This is a genomic window from Noviherbaspirillum sp. FW303-A3 (assembly GCF_058788695.1).
In genome coordinates this window covers 2,829,666-2,852,791 of the sequence record NZ_JBYTAZ010000001.1, presented here as the reverse complement: position 1 = coordinate 2,852,791, position 23,126 = coordinate 2,829,666, and the positions used below count along the sequence as shown (strand labels likewise).

At 60.1% G+C, this 23,126-nt stretch carries 21 protein-coding genes; 6 read left to right on the top strand and 15 right to left on the bottom strand.

All coding sequences use genetic code 11. The features are described from left to right. Position 1 precedes the first annotated feature (1 nt). From AC3WOY_RS13800 to AC3WOY_RS13775, 6 genes are all read right to left on the bottom strand, one after another. On the bottom strand, positions 2-364 hold the full coding sequence (locus tag AC3WOY_RS13800; RefSeq protein WP_492424677.1) for a cupin domain-containing protein: 363 nt from the start codon (positions 362-364) through the stop codon (positions 2-4). A 15-nt stretch (positions 365-379) separates the two neighbouring features. After that, the gene (locus AC3WOY_RS13795) at positions 380-1,795 is read right to left on the bottom strand and encodes an aspartate aminotransferase family protein (protein ID WP_492424675.1); all 1,416 of its coding nucleotides are present in this window, start codon (positions 1,793-1,795) and stop codon (positions 380-382) included. 19 nt (positions 1,796-1,814) lie between these two features. Then, complete coding sequence (locus tag AC3WOY_RS13790) at positions 1,815-2,150, bottom strand: DUF2917 domain-containing protein (RefSeq protein ID WP_492424673.1); 336 nt, start codon at positions 2,148-2,150, stop codon at positions 1,815-1,817. Positions 2,151-2,329: 179 nt separating this feature from the next. Then, positions 2,330-2,866 carry an Rrf2 family transcriptional regulator gene (locus AC3WOY_RS13785; protein WP_492424671.1) on the bottom strand — a complete coding sequence of 179 codons (537 nt, stop codon included), beginning with the start codon at positions 2,864-2,866 and terminating at the stop codon, positions 2,330-2,332. A 141-nt stretch (positions 2,867-3,007) separates the two neighbouring features. Beyond that, the gene (locus tag AC3WOY_RS13780) at positions 3,008-4,681 is read right to left on the bottom strand and encodes a GMC family oxidoreductase (protein ID WP_492424669.1); all 1,674 of its coding nucleotides are present in this window, start codon (positions 4,679-4,681) and stop codon (positions 3,008-3,010) included. 73 nt (positions 4,682-4,754) lie between these two features. Further along, a complete protein-coding gene (locus tag AC3WOY_RS13775; RefSeq protein WP_492424667.1) occupies positions 4,755-6,266 on the bottom strand; it encodes a CoA-acylating methylmalonate-semialdehyde dehydrogenase in 1,512 nt (503 codons plus the stop codon). A gap of 108 nt (positions 6,267-6,374) precedes the next feature. Here AC3WOY_RS13775 and AC3WOY_RS13770 point away from each other — a divergent pair, with 108 nt between their 5' ends. Then, positions 6,375-7,250 carry a LysR family transcriptional regulator gene (locus AC3WOY_RS13770; RefSeq protein ID WP_492424665.1) on the top strand — a complete coding sequence of 292 codons (876 nt, stop codon included), beginning with the start codon at positions 6,375-6,377 and terminating at the stop codon, positions 7,248-7,250. 714 nt (positions 7,251-7,964) lie between these two features. Next, positions 7,965-8,750 (top strand): 5'-methylthioadenosine/adenosylhomocysteine nucleosidase, encoded by a 786-nt coding sequence (locus AC3WOY_RS13765; protein ID WP_492424663.1) that lies wholly within the window; start codon positions 7,965-7,967, stop codon positions 8,748-8,750. A gap of 19 nt (positions 8,751-8,769) precedes the next feature. On the opposite strand, the gene AC3WOY_RS13760 is transcribed toward AC3WOY_RS13765, so the two are convergent. Together AC3WOY_RS13760 and putA are read right to left on the bottom strand one after the other, a co-directional pair. Further along, positions 8,770-9,078 carry a hypothetical protein gene (locus AC3WOY_RS13760; protein ID WP_492424661.1) on the bottom strand — a complete coding sequence of 103 codons (309 nt, stop codon included), beginning with the start codon at positions 9,076-9,078 and terminating at the stop codon, positions 8,770-8,772. Further along, positions 9,071-12,682: a trifunctional transcriptional regulator/proline dehydrogenase/L-glutamate gamma-semialdehyde dehydrogenase gene (gene putA, locus AC3WOY_RS13755; protein ID WP_492424659.1), complete on the bottom strand. Its 3,612-nt coding sequence runs from the start codon at positions 12,680-12,682 to the stop codon at positions 9,071-9,073. The genes AC3WOY_RS13760 and putA overlap by 8 nt, the downstream gene beginning before the upstream one ends. On the opposite strand from putA, the gene AC3WOY_RS13750 reads away from it, so the two are divergent. Next, positions 12,683-12,940: a hypothetical protein gene (locus tag AC3WOY_RS13750; protein ID WP_492424657.1), complete on the top strand. Its 258-nt coding sequence runs from the start codon at positions 12,683-12,685 to the stop codon at positions 12,938-12,940. Then, positions 12,894-13,352 (top strand): Lrp/AsnC ligand binding domain-containing protein, encoded by a 459-nt coding sequence (locus tag AC3WOY_RS13745; RefSeq protein ID WP_331940080.1) that lies wholly within the window; start codon positions 12,894-12,896, stop codon positions 13,350-13,352. The genes AC3WOY_RS13750 and AC3WOY_RS13745 overlap by 47 nt, the downstream gene beginning before the upstream one ends. Before the next feature lie 89 nt (positions 13,353-13,441). On the opposite strand, the gene AC3WOY_RS13740 is transcribed toward AC3WOY_RS13745, so the two are convergent. The 5 genes from AC3WOY_RS13740 to AC3WOY_RS13720 form a co-directional block, all read right to left on the bottom strand. Next, on the bottom strand, positions 13,442-15,292 hold the full coding sequence (locus AC3WOY_RS13740; RefSeq protein WP_492424654.1) for a T6SS phospholipase effector Tle1-like catalytic domain-containing protein: 1,851 nt from the start codon (positions 15,290-15,292) through the stop codon (positions 13,442-13,444). A gap of 2 nt (positions 15,293-15,294) precedes the next feature. Then, on the bottom strand, positions 15,295-16,113 hold the full coding sequence (locus AC3WOY_RS13735; RefSeq protein ID WP_492424652.1) for a DUF3304 domain-containing protein: 819 nt from the start codon (positions 16,111-16,113) through the stop codon (positions 15,295-15,297). A 4-nt stretch (positions 16,114-16,117) separates the two neighbouring features. Beyond that, entirely contained in the window at positions 16,118-16,936 is an 819-nt protein-coding gene (locus AC3WOY_RS13730; RefSeq protein ID WP_492424650.1) for a DUF4123 domain-containing protein, read from the bottom strand. A 53-nt stretch (positions 16,937-16,989) separates the two neighbouring features. Further along, positions 16,990-19,542, bottom strand: coding sequence for a type VI secretion system Vgr family protein (locus AC3WOY_RS13725; RefSeq protein ID WP_492424648.1), 2,553 nt, complete (start codon positions 19,540-19,542; stop codon positions 16,990-16,992). 126 nt (positions 19,543-19,668) lie between these two features. Beyond that, complete coding sequence (locus AC3WOY_RS13720) at positions 19,669-20,634, bottom strand: GlxA family transcriptional regulator (RefSeq protein ID WP_492424646.1); 966 nt, start codon at positions 20,632-20,634, stop codon at positions 19,669-19,671. An 84-nt stretch (positions 20,635-20,718) separates the two neighbouring features. Here AC3WOY_RS13720 and AC3WOY_RS13715 point away from each other — a divergent pair, with 84 nt between their 5' ends. Further along, positions 20,719-21,396 (top strand): DJ-1/PfpI family protein, encoded by a 678-nt coding sequence (locus AC3WOY_RS13715; RefSeq protein WP_492424644.1) that lies wholly within the window; start codon positions 20,719-20,721, stop codon positions 21,394-21,396. A gap of 12 nt (positions 21,397-21,408) precedes the next feature. Then, positions 21,409-21,699, top strand: a complete 291-nt coding sequence (locus AC3WOY_RS13710) for a DUF1272 domain-containing protein (protein WP_492424642.1) — start codon at positions 21,409-21,411, stop codon at positions 21,697-21,699. Here the strand turns inward: AC3WOY_RS13710 and AC3WOY_RS13705 are convergent, their stop codons facing one another. Continuing rightward, the gene (locus tag AC3WOY_RS13705) at positions 21,700-22,551 is read right to left on the bottom strand and encodes a universal stress protein (protein WP_492424640.1); all 852 of its coding nucleotides are present in this window, start codon (positions 22,549-22,551) and stop codon (positions 21,700-21,702) included. A 27-nt stretch (positions 22,552-22,578) separates the two neighbouring features. Further along, positions 22,579-23,040, bottom strand: coding sequence for a universal stress protein (locus tag AC3WOY_RS13700; RefSeq protein ID WP_492424638.1), 462 nt, complete (start codon positions 23,038-23,040; stop codon positions 22,579-22,581). Positions 23,041-23,126: the final 86 nt, after the last annotated feature.

The window sequence follows — 23,126 nt, the reverse complement described above, 5'->3', positions numbered from 1 at the left end:
GTCAGAGAACCTCCTCGTGCAGATATTTGGTGGCGGCGTCCTTGTCCCAGAAAATGCAGTACATGTGGAAGTCGTCGCCGCTGTCGTTTTGAATGAAGTGATCGCTGCCCGGCGGCACCGCGACCACGTCGCCTTTCCTGATCGGATGCGGTTTGCCGTCCAGCACTACGTCGGCCTTGCCGTCGATGCAGATGAAGATCTCGCGCTCCATGTGCGAGTGCGGCAGGGAACGCGTACCCGGGCGCACCACGCACCACGCCCCGCCAAAGGGCGCGACCACGCCCTCCCAGGGCAGCAGCCGCTTGGCATCGAGGTCGTACTCGTGCTTGAGCTGCGACCAGTCCATTCGGTTGATTGCTTGCATGTTCCTTTTCTCCGCTTACTGTTGGATGGATTCGGCCTGGGTCGCGCGTTCGACCACGTTGCGCACCGTCTTCACCGACTGCATCGCCTCGCCCAGCGCGCTGCGCAGGATGGCCAGCGCCTGCGTGGCTTCATCCACGCTCAGCGTGAGCGGCGGCAGCAGGCGCACCACGATGTCGTCGCGGCCTCCGAGCTCCACGATCAAGCCTTTCTGCAGAGCGAACTTCTGCACCACCTTGGCGATTTCCGGAGAGGGTTTGCGGGTGAGCGGATCGCACACTTCGAGACCGAGCATGAAGCCGCGTCCGCGCGCATCGGCCGCCAGCGGAAACTCGTCCGCCAGTTGACGCAGTCCGTTGAGCAGGAAGGCGCCGACCTCGCGCACATTCCCCAGCACATCCTCGTCACGCACCACGCGGATGGTTTCGACGCCGGCCGCGAAGGCGATCTGGTTGCCGCGGAAGGTGCCGATGTGCGCGCCCGGCTTCCAGACGTTCAGCCGCTTGTTGTAGAACATCAGCGCCACCGGCGAACCCATGCCGCTCAGCGCCTTCGCCGCCAGCACGATGTCGGGTTCGATGCCGTACTGTTCGAAGGCAAACCAGGTGCCGGTGCGTCCGCAACCGGTCTGGATCTCGTCGATGATCAGCGGGATGTCGAACTCGCGCGTCAGGGCACGGACACGGCGCACGAACTCCAGGTCGGCGGGAATCACACCGCCCTCGCCCTGCACCAGTTCCATGATTACTGCGGCCGGACGGCGCAGGCCGGAATTCGGATCGCGCAGCGACTTCTCCAGGAAGGTCGCGCAGTTGGTGTCGCATTCGCTGCGCTTCAGTCCGAGCGGACAATCATGGCAATGCGAATACGGGAAGAAGTGCACGCCCGGCATCAGGTTGCCGAGATGAACCTTCACTTCGCGCAAGCCGGTGACCGCCATGGTCGCGTGTCCCGCCCCGTGGTATCCGCCCTGGAAGCTGATGACTTCATCGGCGCCGGTATACAGCTTCGACAGCTTGAACGCCGCTTCCACCGCATCGCTGCCGGTCGGGCCGCAGAAATGCACGAGCATCTCGTCGCGCATGGCCTCCGGCAGCATCGACAGCTGCGCCTGGCGGAAGGCCGTCTTCACCTCGGTCGGAAAATCCAGGCCCTGGGTCAGCTTGTCGAGCTGCTGCTTCGCCGCAGCGATGACACGCGGATGGTTGTGGCCGAGCGGCATGACGCCCGCGCCGGTGAGGCAATCGAGGAAAACATTGCCGTCCAGGTCTTCCACATAGCTGCCCTGCGCCGCCTTGATGGCGATGGTCAGCTTGCGCGGATAGGAAACGGCGCCGGATTCTTCCTTGCGCTGCAGCGTCAGCTGCTCGGCGGACAGCGGTCCCGGAATGGATGTCACGATGGACGGACGGGTGTAGGCCGGGGTAGACACGGTGATTCCTGTACTCATCTCAAGCCCCCGAAAGTGCGGGTTGGTTGAGGATCACCGGGTTCGGCAGCGGCAGGCGATCGGCCTTCCAGTCGGCACTGGCCCTTGCGCTGGTCATCTCCACCATGAGGGTGGAATTGTGCTCCGCGCCGACGATCGCCTTGCCATGCATGACCAGGTTCATGGTCTGGCCGGGACGCAGGAAGAAATCACGTGAATCGCCCTCGACCGTGATCCACAGCATGCCGCTCCTGCAATGCACGCTGATCGGCTGGCGAACGTCGATAGTCCGGTTCTCACCGGCAGGGAGCTTGACCTCCCTGCCGAAGCTCTCGCTCTGCAACACCTGTATGTTCATCTGAGTCACCTCTTGTCGTTGAAGGAACAAGGGGGATGTTAGTCAGGCGCTTGTCAGAGTTGAAATGAATGGTTTGTATAGTGGCTATGCATGCGTGCATGGCGTCCGCGCTGCGGCGGGGACGCCATGTGTTCTGCAGGAAAGCAGGCGAGAGGAGGGAGGAAGGAAAGCCGCGGCGGTCAGGAACCGGCGGCCGACTCGAAGGCAGGGTTGTCCGTTAAATTGTGGCGGCGTGCATTTTCGCGCAGCGAAGCGGTGAACAGCTGGGCCGATTCGGCAATCTTCAAGCGGCCGAGGTCGAAGCGCTGCAGGTGCTGAAGCACGATCTGGTTGATCGCCATCGTGGCCTGCATCATCAACAGTTCCGCTGTCGACGTCGCTGCATCCGTCTGGGCGACGGGGATGAAGGGCGCTGCGCTGTCTTCCTTCTCCGCCAGCAGGCAGTGATAGACGTCGGCCAGGGACACCGTGTGCGGCGGACGCGTACACACCCAGGTATCGGCATTCTTCCCGTGCGGCTCGAGCAGTCCACCTGCGGACAAGGTACGCATCAGCTTGCGCAGGTAGCGCAAGGACACATCCAGCGACTCGGACAACTGCTGCGCGGTGGGCGGGCGCGATGCATTGCAGATGAGCTGGGTCATCACTGCGAGCGCCGTGGACAACTGCAGGTGCAGTGTTGCGTTACCGAGGATGAATTCTTCATGTTGGACCATGCGCACAGCCTTTCGGAAAAAGGTGTGGCGCCCTGTCCGTCTCCAAGACAGGGCAAACCACCAGTGCCGCAGGTTAGTGGAACGCAGCGCAGCAAATCCAATGCAATGTCTGCATCAAACTATGCAGATATTGCATAACCGTCAAGCCGGTTCGACAACACGCAGGATGGTTTGCTCGCTTTGCGCCTCGTTGCGCGCAGCGCGTATCCATTGAGCAGCTTTTTCCGCAATCATGATGGTGGGCGAGTTGGTATTGCCCGACGTGATCGTTGGCATGACCGATGCATCGACAACACGCAAGCCCTTCACTCCCCGCACGCGCATTTTGCTGTCGACGACTGCAAACGGGTCATCGTTCCGTCCCATCTTGCAGGTGCCGACCGGATGGAAGATGGTGGTACCGATGTCGCCGGCGGCTTTCGCCAGCTCTTCCTCGGTCCGGTAATGCAGGCCGGGCTTGAATTCCTCCGGGGCATATTTCTTCAATGCAGGCGCGGCAACGATATCGCGCGTGATCTGCAATGCATCTGCCGCCACCTTGCGGTCTTCCGGCGTGTGCAGGTAATTCGGCGTGATCTTCGGCGCCGCAAAGGGGTCGCCTGAAGCAATGCGCACATGACCGCGCGAAGTCGGACGCAGGTTGCACACGCTGGCAGTGAATGCAGGGAAAGGATGCAACGGCTCGCCGAACTTCTCGAGCGACAAGGGTTGCACATGGTATTCGATGTTCGGTGTCGGCTGCGAAGGATCGGAGCGTGTGAAAGCCCCCAGCTGCGATGGCGCCATCGACATCGGGCCGCTGCGCGACAAGGCGTACTGCATGCCGATCTGCATCTTGCCCAGCAAGCTGTTGGCCATCGTGTTCAGGGTCTTTACCCCCTGTACCTTGAATGCCATGCGCAACTGCAAATGGTCTTGCAGGTTTTCGCCCACGCCGGGCAGGTCAGCGACCACCGGCACGCCATGTTTCTGCAGGAGCGTGCCAGGACCGATGCCCGACAGTTGCAGGATCTGCGGCGAACCGATCGCGCCCGCCGTCGAAATCGTTTCGTGTTTAGCCTCGGCGAACCATTCCTTTCCGCCGCCCGTGAATTCCACACCGGCACATGCGAGCCCGGCTTCCGTCTGCCGGATGCGCAGGCGCTTCACATGGCAGCCGGTCATGATGTCGAGCTGGCCCTTGCGGCCTTCGGTCGGCTTGAGGAAGGCGCGCGCGGTGTTCCAGCGCAAGCCTTTCTTCTGGTTCACCTCGAAGTAGCCGCAACCCTCGTTGTCGCCACGGTTGAAGTCGTCCACATTCGGAATCCCGCGCTGCTTTGCCGCTTCGCGGAAGGCATCGAGGATTTCCCAGGACAGGCGCTGCTTTTCCACGCGCCATTCGCCGCCGGCGCCGTGATAGGCATCGGCGCCCTTGTGGTAATCCTCGCTCTTCCTGAATACCGGCAGCACATTCTCCCAGCGCCAGCTGTCGTCGCCCGTCAGTTCCGCCCATGTATCGTAGTCGCGCGCCTGGCCGCGCATGTAGATCATGCCGTTGATGGACGAGCAGCCGCCCAGCACTTTGCCGCGCGGATAAATCAGCGCGCGGCCGTTGAGGCCGGGTTCGGCCTCGGTACGGTAGAGCCAGTCCGTGCGCGGATTGTTGATGCAATAAAGGTAGCCCACCGGGATGTGGATCCACACGTAATCGTCCTTGCGGCCGGCTTCGATGAGCAGCACCGACACGTCCTTGTCCTGGGCGAGGCGGTTGGCAAGGACACAGCCGGCAGTGCCGGCGCCGATGATGATGTAGTCGTAGGTTCCTGCGGATTCCACAGTGGGGTCTCCTCGGTGATTGGGGTATGGATCATCAGCCCTGGGGCTTACGATCTGCTTACTGAGGCTTGCCTTATTTCGCGACCGGCATCGTGAATTCCGCCCCCTTGGCGATGGAATCGGGCCAGCGCTGCATCACCGACTTGTAGCGCGTATAGAAACGGATGCCCTCTTCGCCGTACGCATGCATGTCGCCGAACAGCGAACGCTTCCAGCCGCCAAAGGAATGCCATGCCATCGGCACCGGGATCGGCACGTTGATGCCGACCATGCCGACTTCGATACGGCGGGAGAATTCGCGCGCCGTATTGCCATCGGAAGTGAACAGCGCGACGCCATTGCCGAATTCATGCGCATTGATCAGTTCCACAGCCGAGGCGAAATCCGGCACGCGGACCACGCACAGCACCGGGCCGAAAATCTCTTCCTGGTAAATCTTCATCTCGGGTGTCACATGGTCGAACAGCGAACCGCCGAGAAAGAAGCCGTTCTCGTGTCCCGGCACCTTCAGGCCACGGCCATCGACCAGCAGCTTCGCGCCGGCACGCACGCCGTCTTCGATATAACCCTCGATCTTGTCCTTGTGCTGCGCGGTGACGACCGGGCCCATTTCGGCATCGGCTTCCATGCCGTTCCTGACCTTCAGTGCCTTCACGCGCGGGATCAATGCCTCGACCAGCCTGTCGGCCACGCTGCCCACAGCGACAGCAACCGAGATCGCCATGCAACGTTCTCCGGCGGAACCATAAGCGGCACCGATCAGCGCATCGACTGCCTGGTCGAGGTTCGCATCGGGCATCACGACGAGATGGTTCTTCGCCCCGCCCAGCGCCTGCACGCGTATCGGAAATGCCCCCTTGCGCTTGACGCCTTCAGTGTAGATGTACTCGGCAATCGGCGTCGAACCGACGAAAGACACGGCATTCACATGCGGATGGTGCAGCAGCGCATCGACCGCCACCTTGTCGCCCTGTACGACATTGAACACGCCATCCGGCAGGCCTGCCTGGTGCAGCATGTCGGCGATCATCAGCGACGGCGACGGATCGCGCTCGGACGGCTTCAGGATAAAAGTATTGCCGGTCGCGATCGCCATCGGCGCCATCCACATCGGCACCATGAACGGGAAATTGAACGGCGTGATGCCGGCGGTGACGCCCAGCGGTTGGCGCAACTGCCAGTTGTCGATGCCGCCGCCGATGTTGTCGGTGAACTGCGTCTTCATCAGTTGCGGGATGCCGGTCGCGAATTCCACCACTTCCAGGCCGCGCACGACTTCACCCTTCGCGTCGGAAAACACCTTGCCGTGCTCGCGCGTGATCGCGGCGGCGAGGTCGTCATGGTGCTTCTCGATCAGTTCCTTGAACTTCGACAGGATGCGGCCACGCTTGAGCGGAGCGGTGTCGGCCCAGGCCGGCGCGGCGGCACGAGCCGCGGCAACCGCGGTATTCACTTCCTCGACGCTGGCCAGCACCACTTCGGCGCTGACTTCGCCGGTGGCAGGATTGAACACGGCCTGCTTGCGGCCGCTGGTCGATTCGGCCACGCGGCCGCCGATGAAATGCTGGATGAGAGGCTTCGTCATAAGAATTCCTTTGGAAGATTGCCGGTTTTTGACAGCATATCCCTGTCCAATCAAGGAATCCAATGAGTTCTTGTCAAAACCAATATAAAGAACTCTTATAATGAAACGATGGATCTCACCCAGTTACGCGCCTTCGTCACCGTCGCCCGCGAGGGCAACCTGACCCGTGCCGCCGAAAAGCTGCACCTGACCCAGCCCGCAGTGAGCCTGCAGATCAAGGCGCTGCAATCCAGCCTGAACCTGGTCCTGTTCAACCGCACGCCGGCCGGCATGTCCCTGACCGACGACGGCGCCAAATTGCTGCCCTACGCGGAAAGGGTGATGGCCAGCATGGCCGAATTCCGTGAAGGAGTCGCCGGCCTGCATACGACGCTTTCCGGCACGTTGTCGATCGGCACCATCCTCGACCCCGAATTCATCCGCCTCGGCCCCTTCCTGAAGCGCCTGGTGGAAACCTACCCCCAGTTATCCACACAGCTGCAGCATGGCATGTCCGGCTGGGTGTTGCAGCAAGTGAAAGCCGGCAATCTCGACGTCGGCTATTTCCTCGGCACGCCGGGCAAGGAATGCCATTCCCTGACGCTGACCTCGTTCACCTACAACGTGGTCGCGCCGCAAGGCTGGAAGAACCGGGTCGCCGGCAAGGACTGGGAAGCGCTGGCGAAGCTGCCCTGGATCTGGACGCCGCCGGAATCGGCCCACAACCGCCTCCTGACGAAAACCTTCGGCCAGCTGAAGGTCACGCCCAACAAGGTGGCGCTGGTCGACCAGGAGCCTTCCATGCTCGATTTGGTGAAATCCGGCGTGGGGCTATCCCTGGTGCGCGAATCCATCGCCCTGCGCGAAGCGCATGCGCACGGACTGGTGATCGCGGATGCCGTCAGCCTGTCGACCGAACTCTCCTTCATCGCCCTGGCCCGACGCAAAAACGAGCCGACGATCGCCGCCGTGTTCTCTCTTTTGCAGGCTTTGTGGCGAAGCTGACAACGATTGTGAATAAGTCCTTGGATAACCCGTGATTTGTTTGGGAGTAAACACCAAGGTGTGTGGACAGGGCATTTTTATCCAAGATCTGTCCTTTGCCCGTACAACGATTATCCAGCGGTTATCCCATGCGTAAACAATTGATCCGATTCAGGTTTACCGGCTTATCCACGTAAACGGTACGTTGTTAACACTACTACTATTCGTATATATAAATCTTTATTCAAAAACCCCGGAAAGCTTTTTTCCCCGGTTCTTCAAAAAACGGCATCGAAGCATTGTTTTTTGAACTGCTTTTCTTTGGTTGGAAAATGCTGGCAAAAAGATAACAACAAACTCCTTGCATGCTAAAAAAAGACCGTTCTGTTAACACCTGCATGTGGATAACTCTATGGATAGCAGCTTGAAGAGTTGGGGAAAAGACGTCCGGATGTTCACAGGCGTTTTTTTATTCAAAAGCTGTCCTTCACGCATACACCCCTTATCCCGCTTTTTATACAGCCGGTAAACGCTTGATTGCTTTCCGGTTTACCGAGTTATCCACAGTTTTTAGCACTTGTTAACACTACTACTATTCGTATATATCAAAACCTATTTAAAAAACCCCGAAAAACATCAGCGGCCGGAGTTGCACCGAAACATCGAATGGCAATACGCTATCGAATTGCCCGTTTTCAGGATGAATGGGCCGTCTTATTCAGAAAAATATTGCAGATGTCCCAACAAATCACCCGTCTCGGGTTGGTCAGTGCCCTCCATCAGGAGCAGGCAGGCCTCATCGAATCCATGCAGGACGCGCAAACCGTCACCAGGGGCATGCGCGACTACGTCACCGGCAAGTTATGGGGGATAGACACCGTATGCGTGCTGTCGCGCATCGGGAAGGTCGCAGCTGCCGCGACCGTGGCCACCCTCATCGAACGCTTCAACGTGTCCCATATCGTGTTTACGGGCGTTGCAGGGGCTGTGGAAAGCGATGTACAGGTTGGGGATATCGTGGTGGCGGATTCGCTGGCGCAGTACGACATGGACGCCACGCCGCTGTTTCCGCGTTATGAAGTTCCACTGCTGGGACAGTCCCATTTCGCTTCGGACAAGCATCTCACCGATCGTCTTGCCAAAGCGGCAAGCGAATTCCTGGAACATGACCTGGACGAGATGGTGCCCGGCCACGACCGCGACGCGTTCCGGCTCAGTTCACCGCGCGCTTTCCGCGGGCTGATCGCCAGCGGCGATGAATTCATTGACAGTCAGACAAGGCAGCTGGAGTTGAAGACGGCATTCCCTTCCCTGCTCGCGGTGGAAATGGAAGGCGCGGCGGTCGCACAAGTCTGCTTCGAGTTCGGCGTGCCGTTTTCCGTGATCAGGACGATTTCGGATAGCGCGAACGAAGCTTCGCCGCATGATTTCATGCAGTTCATCGAAAGCGTGGCATCACGCTACGCTTTCGGTGTCGTCAAACGCTTGTGTGGAATGGGAGATCGCCTGCCGCCGGCATAAGGCGGCAGGACTTGAAGGGCTAGTGCCCGGTGGAGGGAGCCAGCAAGGCAGAGAAGAGGTCGGCCAGCGTCATGCTGGACGGATCGCCCGCCAGCCGCCAGAGCCCTTCCCTGCCCGCATCTGGCTGCAGCAAGCCGGACCGGTATAGATGGCTGCACATCTGCTCCACCTCTTCCCGCGGATGACACGCTACCTGCACCAGATGGTCGATGCCGACCTCTGCGGGAGACTGCCTGAGCAGTTCCGCCAGGATGCAGGAAGAAAGACAAAGCCGCTCGTGCAGGTCCGGGTTGCCCAGGATGTCGTTGTCCTTCATCCGCTTACGCACCCAGGGTCATCAGGCTCGCATTGCCGCCGGCCGCCGTGGTGTTGACGCAGATGGCACGCTCGGCCACCAGGCGCCACAGCGGAACGGCTTCGCTGCCGCTGGTCTCGATGACCGGCACCAGGGCGCCGTCGCGCGATGCCAGGCGCACCGACAATTCCGCAAGCTGATCCGCTTCCACCAGTGCCATGGACAGGTTCGCCGTGGCCAGCGATTTTTCCTCCGTCACATCGATCGCCTTGCGCACCGTGTCCGGCAGGCCGGCGGGCAGCAAGGCTGCGGTCAGCGAGGTCACGACAACCCGGTTGCCCGTCGCAAAGCATGCGGCAAGCTGGTTGAGCAGGACATCGACATGCGAAGCGAAGCACAGTACCGTGCCGCGCGGCGCGAAGCGCAAGGTATTGCGCTCGCCGGTCGGGCCGGGCAATACCATTTCCGTGTTCAGCAGGCTGGCATGCACATAGCCGTCGCCGAGTGTGGCCACGCGGGTATGTCCATGCGAGCCGGCCCATTTCATCAGGCTGTCGAATGCCGGCAACGCCGCGTGCTGCTGCTCGTGAATCGTATGCGCGGCACGCGAGACCACGGCATTGCGCTGCAGGCGTTTCAGGTAAAGCGGACCGCCTGCCTTCGGACCCGTGCCCGACTTGCCTTCGCCGCCGAACGGCTGCACGCCGACGACCGCGCCGACGATATTACGGTTCACGTAGATATTGCCGACATGCGCGCGCGCCGTGATGAAGTCGATGGTTTCATCGATGCGAGAATGGATGCCGAGCGTGAGGCCGTAACCGGTCGCATTGATCGTGTCGATCAGTTGCGGCAGGTCGTCGCGGCGATAACGGATCACGTGCAGTACAGGACCGAACACTTCGCGTTGCAGTTGCGCGATCGATTCCAGTTCGATGACCGTCGGCGGAACGAAGGTGCCTTGCGCACATGCTTCCGGCAGGGGCAGCTGGTACACGTTCGGCGATTGCGCCTTCATGCGCTCGATATGGCCGAGCAGGTTCTGCTGCGCTTCGGCGTCAATGACCGGACCGACGTCGATGGCCAGGCGATCCGGATTACCGATGCGCAGTTCCTGCATAGCGCCCTTCAGCATCTTCACCGTCTTGTCCGCGATGTCTTCCTGCAGGCACAACACGCGCAGTGCCGAGCAACGCTGGCCGGCGCTGTCGAAGGCCGAGCTCAGGACATCCTGCACCACCTGTTCCGGCAGTGCGCTGGAATCGACGATCATCGCATTCTGGCCGCCGGTTTCGGCGATCAGCGGGATCTCGCGCTTTTCGGCGGTCGCTCGCTTGGCAAGCGTGCGGTTGATCAGCTGCGCGACTTCGGTCGACCCGGTAAAGATGACGCCGCGTGTACGTGCGTCAGAAGTCAGCGTGGCGCCGACAGTTTCACCCGTGCCCGGCAGGAATTGCAGCGCGCCGCGCGGAATGCCTGCCTCATGCAGCATCTGCACTGCGCGGAAGGCGATCAGCGGCGTCTGTTCCGCCGGCTTGGCCAGTACCACATTGCCTGCTGCCAGCGCGGCGCTGACTTCGCCGATGAAAATCGCCAGCGGGAAGTTCCACGGGCTGATGCAAACGACAGGACCGAACGCCTGCGTGTTCGGGCCGTTCTGCACCTGCGCGGCGTAATAGCGCAGGAAGTCCACCGCCTCGCGCACTTCGGCAATCGCGTTGGGCAAGGTCTTGCCGGCTTCGCGGATCGCCAGCGCCATCAGTTCCGCCTGGTTCTCTTCAAGCAGGTCTGCTGCACGAACCAGCGCTGCCGCACGTTCTGCCGGCGGCGTGGTTTGCCAGTCGGTGGCATAGGCGTCGGCGGCAGCAAGCGCGCTTTCCACTTCCGCTGCGCCTGCTTCGACCACGCGGCCGACAACATCGCGGCGATCCGCTGGATTGCGGATGTCGTGCGGCTGGCTTGTACTGGTCGCACCGGATGCGAGCAGCGGTAAAGCCTGCCATTGCCTGGTCGACAAAGTCTGGAACGCAATGTCGATCTCGCGCAGCACGTTTTCATTGGCGATATCCACGCCGGCCGAGTTGCGGCGCTCGGCGCCGTACAGGTTTACCGGCAGCGCGATGTTCGGATGCGGTTCGCCACCGAGCTGTTTCGCCGTCTTGAACGGATCGGTGATCAACGATTCCACCGGCACGTTTTCATCGACGATCTGGTTCACGAAGGAAGAATTTGCGCCGTTCTCGAGCAGGCGGCGCACGAGGTAGGCGAGCAGCGTTTCGTGCGAACCGACCGGCGCATAGATGCGGCAGGGTTTGCCGAGATTGTCGGCGCCGACCACCTGGTCGTACAGCGTTTCGCCCATTCCGTGCAGGCACTGGAATTCATAGTCATCGATACCGCGTTCCTGTGCCCAGGTATAAATCGATGCCAGCGAGTGCGCATTATGTGTGGCGAACTGGGGATAAATCACGTCGGTCGACGCCAGCAGCTTTTGCGCGCAAACGAGATAGGACACGTCGGTATAAACCTTGCGCGTATAGACCGGGTAACCGGGCATGCCATCCACCTGCGCACGCTTGACTTCCGCATCCCAGTACGCGCCCTTCACCAGGCGCACCATGAACTTGCGGCCGCTGCGGCGCGCGAGGTCCGCCAGGAAATCGATCGCGAACGGGCAACGCTTTTGATAGGCCTGCACCACGAAGCCGATACCCTCGAAACCATCAAGTTCCTTGTCGAAAGCCAGCGCTTCCATCAAGTCGAGCGACAGCTCGAGACGGTCGGCTTCTTCCGCGTCGATGTTCAGGCCGATGTTGTATTGCTTGGCCAGCAGCAGCAGGCGCTTCAGGCGCGGCAGCAGTTCGTTCATCACGCGCTCGCGCTGGGCGCGCGAATAACGCGGGTGCAGCGCAGACAGCTTCACCGAAATACCCGGGCCATCCTTGATGCCGCGGCCATTCGAAGCGCGGCCGATGGCGTGCACCGCGTTTTCATAGGCGTCGTAATACTTCGCCGCATCTTCCTCGGTCAACGCCGCTTCGCCCAGCATGTCATAGGAATAGCGATAGCCGCGCGCTTCATTGGGGCGACTGTTGTCCAGCGCCTCGCCGATCGTCTGGCCGGTCACGAACTGGTTGCCCAGCATGCGCATCGCCAGGTCCACGCCCTTGCGGATCAGCGGCTCGCCGCCCTTCGCGATCAGGCGCGTCATCGCGGAGCCAAGCCCCTGTTCGCTATTGGTGCCGACCAGCTTGCCGGTAATGAGCAAGCCCCAGGTCGCCGCATTGACGAACAGCGACGGCGATTCGCCGAGATGCTTTTTCCAGTCGCCCTTGCTGATCTTGTCGGCAATCAGGCGGTCCGCGGTCTGGTGGTCGGGAATGCGCAGCAAGGCCTCGGCCAGGCACATCAGCGCCACGCCTTCCTCGGAAGACAGCGAAAACTCGTGCATCAGCGCGTCCACGCCGGAGGAACGGGTACGTTTTTCACGCACGGACTGAACGAGGTTGCGCGCCAGGTCCTGGATCTTTTCCTGCGCCGCGTAATTCGGCTTGACCTGGTCCAGCAGCCATTGCACGGCATCCCGCTCGTCCCGGCGCCAGGCGGCGGTAATGGCCGTGCGCAGGGGCGTCGGCATATGGTCGATATCGGCGTGCAGCGCGGAAAACGGGGCGGACGCGGAGAATTCTTGTGCGGCAATCAGCATGGTAAGGGTGAAAATCCTGGAAAAATGATTTTCGATTGTAGTGAGGATCGCCGTGGATTAATTCTGGAAATGAAGGTGGCTGTCGAAATTTTGTATTTTGTGGGACAATATTGCCGAACAAAATTCTTACAAGGCGATGGCCATGCTAGACAAGATCAGCAAGAAAATCCTTTCCGAACTGCAGAATGACGGCCGCATCAGCAACGTCGAACTTGCTTCTCGCGTCAACCTCTCTCCGGCTGCCTGCCTGGAGCGCGTGCGCAAGCTGCAGGAAGCCGGCTACATCCTCGGCTACAGCGCCACGCTGAATCCGCAGCTGCTGGATGTCTCGCTGCTGGTCTTCATCGAAGTGGTGCTCGACCGCACGACGCCGGAAGTGTTCGAAGCCTTCAAGCGCAGCGTGCAGGTGATCCCGGAAGTGCAGGAGTGCCACATGGTGGCGGGCGGGTTCGACTACCTCGTGAAGGCGCGCGTGAAGGACATGAATGCCTACCGCGAATTCCTCGGCAAGTCGCTGCTGCAGTTGAAGGGGGTACGGGAGACGCACACCTATGCGGTGATGGAAGAGGTGAAGAATACGACGCGGTTGCCGATCCGGTGAAGTGAGTTCACGGGGCGGCTTTGCGCGCCCTGTTAGTGTTCATGCTCGCAGCCAAAGCCTGAAAACCAGAGATGTCAGTGTGCATGTAGTCAGGCCCGCATTCTTTCCGGCTCCGATAGCACCAGATCCATACGCTTGTCCCCACCCTGATACAGGATGCGAGGATCGATGGCATGGGTATTGTCCAGCCCGAACCCCGCATGCGAGTCGTGCACATACATGTCGAAGAAGGCGATGATCTCAGGATCGGTCAGGGCAGGTTCTTTCCACGCGTCGTAAATGATCCGCTGATATGGAGTCAGCTTTGTGCGATCCATCTTCAGGATCCGCTGGCTGTCTTCCATGAACTCCTTGTCGTACTTCTTCAATCTCTTCGCCACCTTGCCGACGGATGGCTGTTGAGCGAGCTCCTGGCTCTTGCGGTAATAGGCGTCCTCTTTGTCCTTCCAGGCCGACTGTGTCTCATTTCTTTTCCTGACGCGTTCCGGTAACGGGCCGTCCCGGTAGATCTCACGCACGGCGTGTGCATACGCATCCAGCGCCTGCTCGCGCTCCTTGTCTGCCTGGGCACGCTCCTTTTCCAGCTGTTCGTTTTGCCTGGAGACGCTGGCATCAATCCGTGCAAGTTTTTCATCTTCTTCGGTCTGCGTTCCCGCCTTCTCCGCAGCCAGCATTCGCCCGACGCGAATGATGCGCCAGCGGAAATACCATTTCATGTGCGAGAGGAACAGGGCGTTGACCGGCTGGCCGCCGAAGCCGGCGTGCTGCATGTAGTGGTTGTATCTCCGGGCGAGTACGGGATCGAGCGTGAAACTCTGCAAGACAGGGTCACGCAACTCTTCGATTTTCATGAAAGGCACACCTCTGCCAATTGCGATCTTGTGCATTTCCCTGAGCGGGATAAGCGAAAGAAGTTCGCTCTCCTTTTCACTTTTCCCGCATTCACCCGGCCGGTAGCCGCCGCCTACATTCGAGTGCGCCCCTGGGTAAACAGATTCGCGGCAATTGGCTGCATAGCTACCGTTATTCAGAACCAGATCAACTGGGAAGGAATTTCGGTATTCATGCACGGCGATCATGTGTTCGCAATGTTTGACGAAGGACTTGTCCGGTATGCGCATGTCGCCTCCCCAGGCGATATGACCATCTGCCTGACTCAGGAATACATCGAGTGCATTGAACGCTGTTTTCTGCACGATACCTGTAGGTGTGAGGGACATGACCGGGTTGTTGTAACCTGGTCTCGCATCGCGCAGAATGGTCTTGGCGGCCGCTGGAACGCCGACTGACGCAACCGTATCGAACAGCCCCATGAAATAGATTTCAATCGGATGGCGGCCTTCCTTTGTTCGCCATCCGCCTTGACCGTCGGGTTCGCAATATTTGGATTGCAGGCGTTGTGCGAATGCACGGGCCAATGCTGCGCCGCGCGAGAAACCGAACAACGCAATATGTATTATGCGAATCTTGTTGACGGGATTTTTTGCGAGCGCGGCAGCTCGTTTGATTGTTTCATCCAGGCTCCCGTACGCCTGTTTCAGTCTGTCTTCCCCTCGATTGGCAACTGCATTGCCTGTAAGTCCAGCCAGCCCTTCACCGGAATCACTAATGTCTTTGTTATATGTACCTAGGCCTGGGATGTATATGCCATAAATACCTCTTAGCGAGTCTTTTATTGGGTGGGTCTCATATAGTCGAGCTACATTACTATGCTTGCGAGTTTTCACATCAGCTTCAAAATTATTACCTGTCCCGTCGAAAAAGATACTGATCCATGGTTCCTGTTGGCAATCCGCAGTAGCGGAAGGTTTTGACTTGTTTTCGACTTGTTTGCGTAGTTGTGCAATCCGAATCTCTGCAGGCGTAGTGGATTTTGCATCCGCGTGGGTTGCGGTAGAGCTTGACCCATGGACTGCGATTGGGACCAGATGACTAGCCATGCTTATCTCTCAAAGTAGTTTTTTTGGGACAGCTTCAGCCGAGGTAGGGAATCCCATTCTGTCAATTCGACCTCGATATGGTTATCCTGATAGATATGAACTTCTAGGTACTTCGGATTGCTTCCCTTGGGCGCAGGGATAAGAGCCTTTGCCGTTTTCCAAGGGCCATCGCTAGCGTTGTTTGTCCATTTGACTTCAACTTCATAGGGGAAGCCTATGCCTTCGATGTAATAGAAGCAGCAAAATGGTCCGCCCCCTCCATCAGCAAGCGAACTCAAGAAAATATGTCCACCCCCATATCCATTGACGTTAAAGCTCTGAATGTACTTGTCGGTGTAGTTGTACCCAATCAGATCCACTTTTATTTGTTTGCCCGGCTTGACTGTACGAAGCAGATCATTCAGTTCCGACTTGGACACAGCCTTGAGATAGACAAGATCATTGTCATTGCGTGACATGACGAGTCTGTCCTTGTCTCGCTTCAGTTCAAGCGTGCCGCTTGGCGGAAGCGCAACCTGCCCCTGTCGTCCCGTGTCCACATCGAGAATCACTTGCGTATCGTTGCCCGTCCAGGTGCCTTCGGCACCTTCGTCAAGCCCGCCGTAGACCATCGCATAAACAAACTTCCCGTTTGGGTAAAGTTCGATTTCGGATGCGGCTTCGTTCTGGCCACTGAGGATGTATTTGCCGACTAGCGCGGGTGGGCGACTGCCTGATTGAGTCATGCCGCCAATCCGGTCGCAGCCCATGACAATCAGGCTCAGGAACGAAACCAGAAGCAGCGTAGTTACGCCACGCCATGTGAATTGATGCAGGAACATGAACTTATTTCTCCGTGAGGGTGTTGTCCCCGACAAGTGCAGAAATTCTTTCTTTCAAGGGGATGTTTTCCAGGCTTTCCTCACCTTCCACCAAGGCAATCACACAACAGGCCAGTATCTCTGGCATGGCGTTTAATTGATGTGCACTGGTTCTCGCGATCTGGCGCTTGACGAACGCATGTTGTTCACCCCTGTCCAGGTGTGAAATGAGGTCGTTCTGGCTGTCATGCAATTGCGCCAGTACGGCGTCCGGGAAGGCCAAGTCGCTGAGGATGTCTTCCTGCGATTGGTTGAAAGTGAGCGGGGGGACGAAGGCGTCCTCCATCGCGAAGCGGCATGCGCAGGACCGCAATCCGTTGTCGCGGTCCACGTACCACCATCCATGGACGATGCTTGAAAAGATCGCTGCCTGGTCGTGGTCCAATACCGCCAGGACATTTGGCAGGACGCGCGTGTCGTAATAGCGCAGGAGCACCTCCATGTTCCCGGACAACATGGCTTCGGTGCGCCAACCTAACCGGTGTGCGAGTTCCTGCATGGGCAAGGGGGACGCCAGCCAGGAGATGGCGTGGGTCTCCATGGCCTTCCGGATGGTATAGGCGATGGCATGCTCAGCGGATGTGCCTGTTCCAAGGCTGAGCAGGTAGGGAGCAGCGCCTGCTTCTGCGTTTCTTGCCACGGGGAAGATGGCATCGAATAGCGAAACATGCAGGGTGTTGCGCAATGGCCCGCGTCGAATCGATTTGGAAAAATCCGTTATCTGTGCGGCATCCACGAGTGCATACCAGTCACTTTGCGGGTATTGTTTCAGCTTGCTGCGCAAGGTGGCTTCGAGGTCGGCCGCGCTCGTTCCATGCAGCATAAGGCGACTATCCGTCATGCCGCATACCTCCGTGCGAAGGGGCTTCCGGATTGCGCTGCTTTCATCAAGCAATCGATGCATATGTCGTGACCTGGCAAAGCCGGCAGGGGTGGTTCGACTTTTGCCGGTCCGGTGAAATTCTTCACACTGCCATGAATATTGATCGGGCCCGGAGCCTTCAGCGTAATCTGCCCATGTGCGATCTCTACCTGGCATCCTCCTGCAGTCAGAGTGATGCTTTTTGCTGAAGTGAAGTCGATATCGCTTGTGACAGATGTGAGCTTGATATCCTTCTTTGCAATCGCCTCGATCTCGTCGTCCTGTGCCTGGATCTGCACCTTGCCCTTGCCTGCGAAGAGTTTGATGCCGGACTTGGCGACGAACACGCTCCAGGCTTCCTTGATGGCCATCGACAGCTTGTTGCCGACCGCGATGTTGGTGTCCTGCTGGCTGGAGAAGTGGATGTGTTCGCCGGCGGCGATTTCATGGCTCTTCGGCGTCGCATTGATGATGCCTGCCGGGCTGGAGAAGGCGAGGATCGGTTCTTCATAGCCCGGCACATCCGCCTTCTGTCCAGTCCCACCTTGTTGTGCGTACGTCTTGCTGGCGACCTTGACCAGCCGTTCTGCTTCCTCGTTCGCTTCCAGCGGATCGGCATTGTGATCCTTCGCGGTGTCGGACAGCATCTTCGACAACTCGAGGTTGCTCGTGAGCTGGTTGGTCAGTTCCTTGCTGTCCAGATGCGTGCTGCTTTCATTGTTCCTGGCATCGGTGCTGATGAGCATGCCTCGACCTGCACGCAGCGCACCGTACTGGTCGGTCCTCAGCTCGAATCCCTCGCCTCGCGGTTCACCTTTTCCATCCCTTCGCGGGTGGACGAGGTAGCCTTGATTGAGTGCGGTCTTGCCATGATCCGTCGCGACCCGGATGCGCTGCTCGTTCGTGCTGTCGTCCCAGACCACTTCGTTGAGCCCCCGCCCCTTATACATCTTGCTCTTGATGCCGGACAGCGCCTTGTTGCCGGGGAGATTGCCGGCATCGGTAAAGGCCGCCGGACGGTGCGTGCCGTTGTAGACCGAGCCGATCACGATCGGTCGGTCGATGTCGCCGTTGATGAACTGGATCAGTACTTCGTCGCCGATGCGTGGAATCCACACTTGCCCATAGTGGCTGCCGGTCCATGATTGCGCCACTCTGATCCAGAGGGAATCGCGGTCGGTGCCGCTGGCCCCCGCGCCTTCGGCAAATGCGTGGTCCAGGCTGCGGGTGAACGGCATCCTGACCTTGATGCAGCCGTACTCGTTGACGTGGATCTCTTCGCCGGGCGGGCCGACGACGATGGCGGTCAAGAGTGTTGGTGCGACCGGCTTCGCATGTTCGGTGGTGCTGAACGCGGGAATGATGGGGATGTGACGACGAGTGGCGTCGAAGTCGGTGCGGAACACCGGTTCACCACCCTTGTCCTCCTGCAGCAGGTTGTTGCGGGCGAACAGGCGGGTGCGCAGCACCGTGAACTGCCGGTCTTCCGGCGCATCCTGGTCGTGCACCGGGTGGTCGGCCAGTTCGAAAAATCGACCGACGGCCAGTTCACGGTGGCTGCCGCTGCCGTTGAAGGACTTGCTGGCGAATTCATGCGCGCCGATGCGCAGCTTGCCGTAGCGCGCGTAATCGTCGTCGTCGTTGGCGCTGTGGTGCGGTTCATAACGCACGTCTTCCAGCGTGCTGGCCAGTTTCTCGCCGTGCTCGCCCTGGTCGATGCCGGCGCCATCCTGCTGGGTGCTGGTGACGACAGTCTTGTAGTCGTAGCTGGCGCGTTCGGTGCCGCCGGGTTGTAAAGTCCGTACCCCCTGCCATGCGGTGATGCTGTCTTCGGACTCGGTGCCGTCGTCGCGGTGGAAGCGCACTTTACTTGCCGACGTCGGTTCCAGCACCGACACATCGTCGAACAGCACCAGTGTCAGTTTCGGGTGCTCTCCCGGCACGCCGGCATCGCCATGCTCGAAGTACCAGGAAATCCCCTCCTGCGCGAGCCAGCGGCAAATGAACGCGGTATCGGACTCGTTGTACTGGGTGACCCAGGACTGGGCGGGATGCTCGCCCATGCAACGGTCGTCGAGATCGAAGCAGGAAGCCAGCACCGGGTTGTTCTGGCGATGTTCCTGCAGCAGCACATCGACAAACTCGCGCACCGACAAGTCCTGGAACACGCGGCTGTTGACGCGGCGGGACAGCACCGCGAAGGGATCCTGCAGGGTGAGCACATAACGGGTGAAGCCACCATCGGAGCCGGCGAACTCGGCGCGGGTGACCAGGCCGCACAGCGCGCGCTCCTCGCCGCCATCCGTCAGCAGTGAAACCTGCACCGGCAAGCCGATGAACTGCTTCAGTTCGAGGTGGGCATCGGAAGACAGGCAAGTCAGGGCGTAGGTGAAGCCTTCGGAAATAGCTTCATCGCCGGACAGCTCCTGCGGCAGCAGCGTGCCTTCGTCGATGTCGGAGCCGGGGGCAAACGACAGCGTGAACAGGCGGTCGGACTGAGTGAAGACAAGGGCGTCGAACGGAGACATTGATTGTCAGATTAGTAACAAATCGGTGTCGCCGACAATATCCCAAAATCAGTGTAGATGCAATATTGGCAACATCGTCATTTCCGTGCCTGGAGGCTGGCCAGCAAGATATCCATATCCGAACTTCTACAAGGAGAACAATCTCGTCTCCTTGAACAGTTGCGGCGTGATTCCATAGCGCCGCTCGAATGCCCTGACCAGTTGCGGCGTCCCCGAGAAACCGGTTTGCGCTGCAATCTCCTTCAGGCTGCGGCCGGTTTCGAGCAATTGCCGCACATGGTCCACCCGCAGGACTTCGACGAAGCGCGCCGGCGTCTCGCCCATCGTTGCCGTGAACTTGCGGTAGAAGCTGCGCTCCGACATCGCCACGCGCTCGGCAAGTTGCGGCACGTCGAGCGGCTGTTGCAGGTTGGCGGCCATCCAGTCGATCAGCTTGCCGAAGGGGGCGCCAGCCTTCGCCTGCGCCTTCAGCACCGGGCTGAACTGCGACTGGTATCCGGGACGGCGCGCGTAGAGCACCAATCGCGCGGCGATGCGATTCGCGACCTTGCTGCCGAGATCCCGTTCCACCATCGCCAGGCACATGTCGATGCCGGTGGTAACGCCGGCGGATGTCCACAAGCCGCCGTCCTCCACGTACAGCGAATCGGCGTCCACATCCACGGCGGGGAAATCCGTCTCCAGTTCCCTGCAGGCCGACCAGTGCGTCGCCACGCGGCGGCCATCCACCATGCCCAGCTCGGCGAGCAGGAAGACGCCGGTGCAGATCGATCCGTAACGCTTGGCCGAAGCGCCGGCCTTGCCGACCCAGTCGGCAACGACGCGGTCGCCCGCCAGCCGGCGCAGCACATGCTCGTCCCCGCCGGCGACCAGCAGGATATCGACGTCCTCCGGCGGCAGCGTGCGCAGCGCATGGGTGGCAAGCTGCACCGCGCAACTGCTGCTGACCGTGCCTCCGCGGGCCGACACGATGTGGACGTCGTAGAACGTGCGTCCGCAGCAATCGTTGGCAGCGCCGAACACGGACGCGGGGCCGCTCACGTCCAGGATCTGGACGCCGTCGAAAACAAGGATGGCAAGGGTATGGGGCATTGGCAGAATTTAGCGCTTTTCTGTCATTTCTGCCAGATCCCGGGCACCTAGAATCGTCTGCATCACATTCCGCGAGGAGCACCCATGACCCCGACGATCCATATCGGCTTTCTGCTGTTTCCCAATGTCACCCAGCTCGACATGACCGGGCCGGCCCAGATCCTGAGCCGCGTGCCGGGCGCGAAAACGCACCTGGTCTGGAAGCGATGCGAGCCGGTCGAAACCGACGTGCGTTTCACCATCAATCCGACCGTGTCGTTCGCCGATTGCCCACAGCTCGATGTCCTGTGCGTGCCCGGCGGTTTTGGCGTCGGCGACATGATGCATGACGCCGAGGTGCTCGCCTTCCTGCGCCGGCAGGCGGAAGGCGCGCGCTATGTGACGTCGGTCTGCAACGGGTCCCTGTTGCTGGGCGCCGCCGGCTTGCTCAAGGGCTACCGTTCCGCCTGCCACTGGTTGTGGCGCGACTACCTGCACCGCTTTGGCGCGGAACCGGTGGCCGAGCGCGTGGTGCGCGACCGCAACCGCATCTCGGGCGGCGGGGTGACGGCGGGCATCGATTTCGGACTGACGCTGGCGGCGGAACTGGCGGGAGAAGAGACGGCGAAAATGCTTCAGCTCGCCTTCGAATACGACCCGAAGCCGCCCTTCGACTGCGGCACGCCGGACAAGGCCGGCAGCGAGATTGTGATGCGCCTGCGCGCGCTCCAGCACGATCGGCTGGCGCAGGCGGAACAAAAGATCTTCAGCGTCCCGGTGTGAAAGGAATACGCCATGCTTGAACTGCGACCCAACTGCGAACACTGCAACAAGCCGCTTCCGCCGGACGCGACGGAAGCGATGATCTGCAGCTTTGAATGCACCTTCTGCCGCGACTGCGTGGAGTCGGTGCTTGGCAACGTTTGCCCGAATTGCGGCGGCGGATTTGCGCCCCGCCCCAATCGTCCAAAGGCCAGGCTGCAAAAGAATCCGCCAAGCGGTGAAGTTGTCTACAAGCCTGTCGATATGGAAAAGCACGCAGCGTTCGCGGCGGGATTGAAGGACATCCCGCCGCACCTGCGCTGATCACGCGGACATCAGCACTGGCAGGGTCATCGACTCCAGCAGCGTGCGCGTGACGCCGCCCAGCATGATTTCGCGGAAGCGCGAGTGTCCGTAGCAACCGGTCACCAGCATGTCGGAACCGAGGTCGGCGGCCAGCGACAGCAATGAATTGCCGACATCGATGCGCGTCTTCTGCCGGATCACGTTCACCTTGACGCCATGGCGTGCGAGGTAGAGGGCGATATCGGCGCCCGGCACATCGCCGTGGGCGTCGCCGCTGTCTTCGGCATTGAACACCGCCACCTCGACGATGTCAGCGCGCCTTAACATCGGAATCGCATTCACCACCGCGCGCGTGGCGCTGATACCCGCATCCCAAGCCACCAGCACCCGTTTGCCGATGCCGTCGAAGCGGCCGGCGTGGGGAACAACCAGCACCGGGCGGCCGGCATTGAGCACGACGTATTCGGGGAAGTCCGGCATCACCACCGGCGAGGGTTCGTCCGGATTGGTCTGGCCGAGCACCAGCAGGTCGCCGTAGCGGCCGCGCAGCGCCAGGCCGGCACCTGCCTCGTCGTCGATCATGGTGCCTTCCCAGGAACGCACCTCTGACTTTTGCATCTGGGTTTCGAAATCATCCAGTGCATGGCGCGCGCGCTGGCGCAGTGCGTCGAGGTGCTGCGCGAGATGGTTCGTGGCCGCCGGGATCGTCGGATCCACCATTCCGGACTGGTAGATGTAGCGTGACACCCCGGTGGTTGCCACGCCGATCAGATGCGCGTTTTCCTGCACGGCGATCGACGCGGCCAGGGCGATGTACTGTTTCGCGTGCCGGCATTTGTCGGCATGCACGATGATGGTCTTGTATGACATGTCGTCCTCCTTTGGTGAAGTGACTCGTCAGTGTTTCTCCTTCTTCTTCCGGTAAACCAGCACCGGGATATCGCACAGCGAAAGCACTTTCGACGTGATGCTGCCGACCAGCAATTGCTCGATGCCGCTGCGTCCGTGCGATCCGATGAAGATCAGGTCGCAGTTCAATTCCCGCGCCATCTCGACGATCTTGTGCGCGGGCTTGTTCGAATGGACGGTCATGGCCGTCACCTTGAGCCTGGCTTCGGCGGCCGCGCTGCACAGGCCGGCAAGGTAGCCGTCACCGGTCTTGCGCGAGCCCTCCCGGAATTCCTCTTCCGTGGGATAGGACGGCGGGATGATCTCGACGCTGACCGGATACTGGTACTCCGGCGCAACATACAGACCGACCACTTCCGCATCGCACATGGAGGCAAACTCGACCCCCGCCAGCGCGGCGAGTTCGGCCAGCCCGGAGCCGTCGGTCGGGACAAGTATCTTGGTATACATGGTGTCGCTCCCCTTGGTATCGGCGCCGCCATCCCGCTTTCCCATGCATGGCGGGATGGGGAACCCTTGAGTCCAATATAGTCACG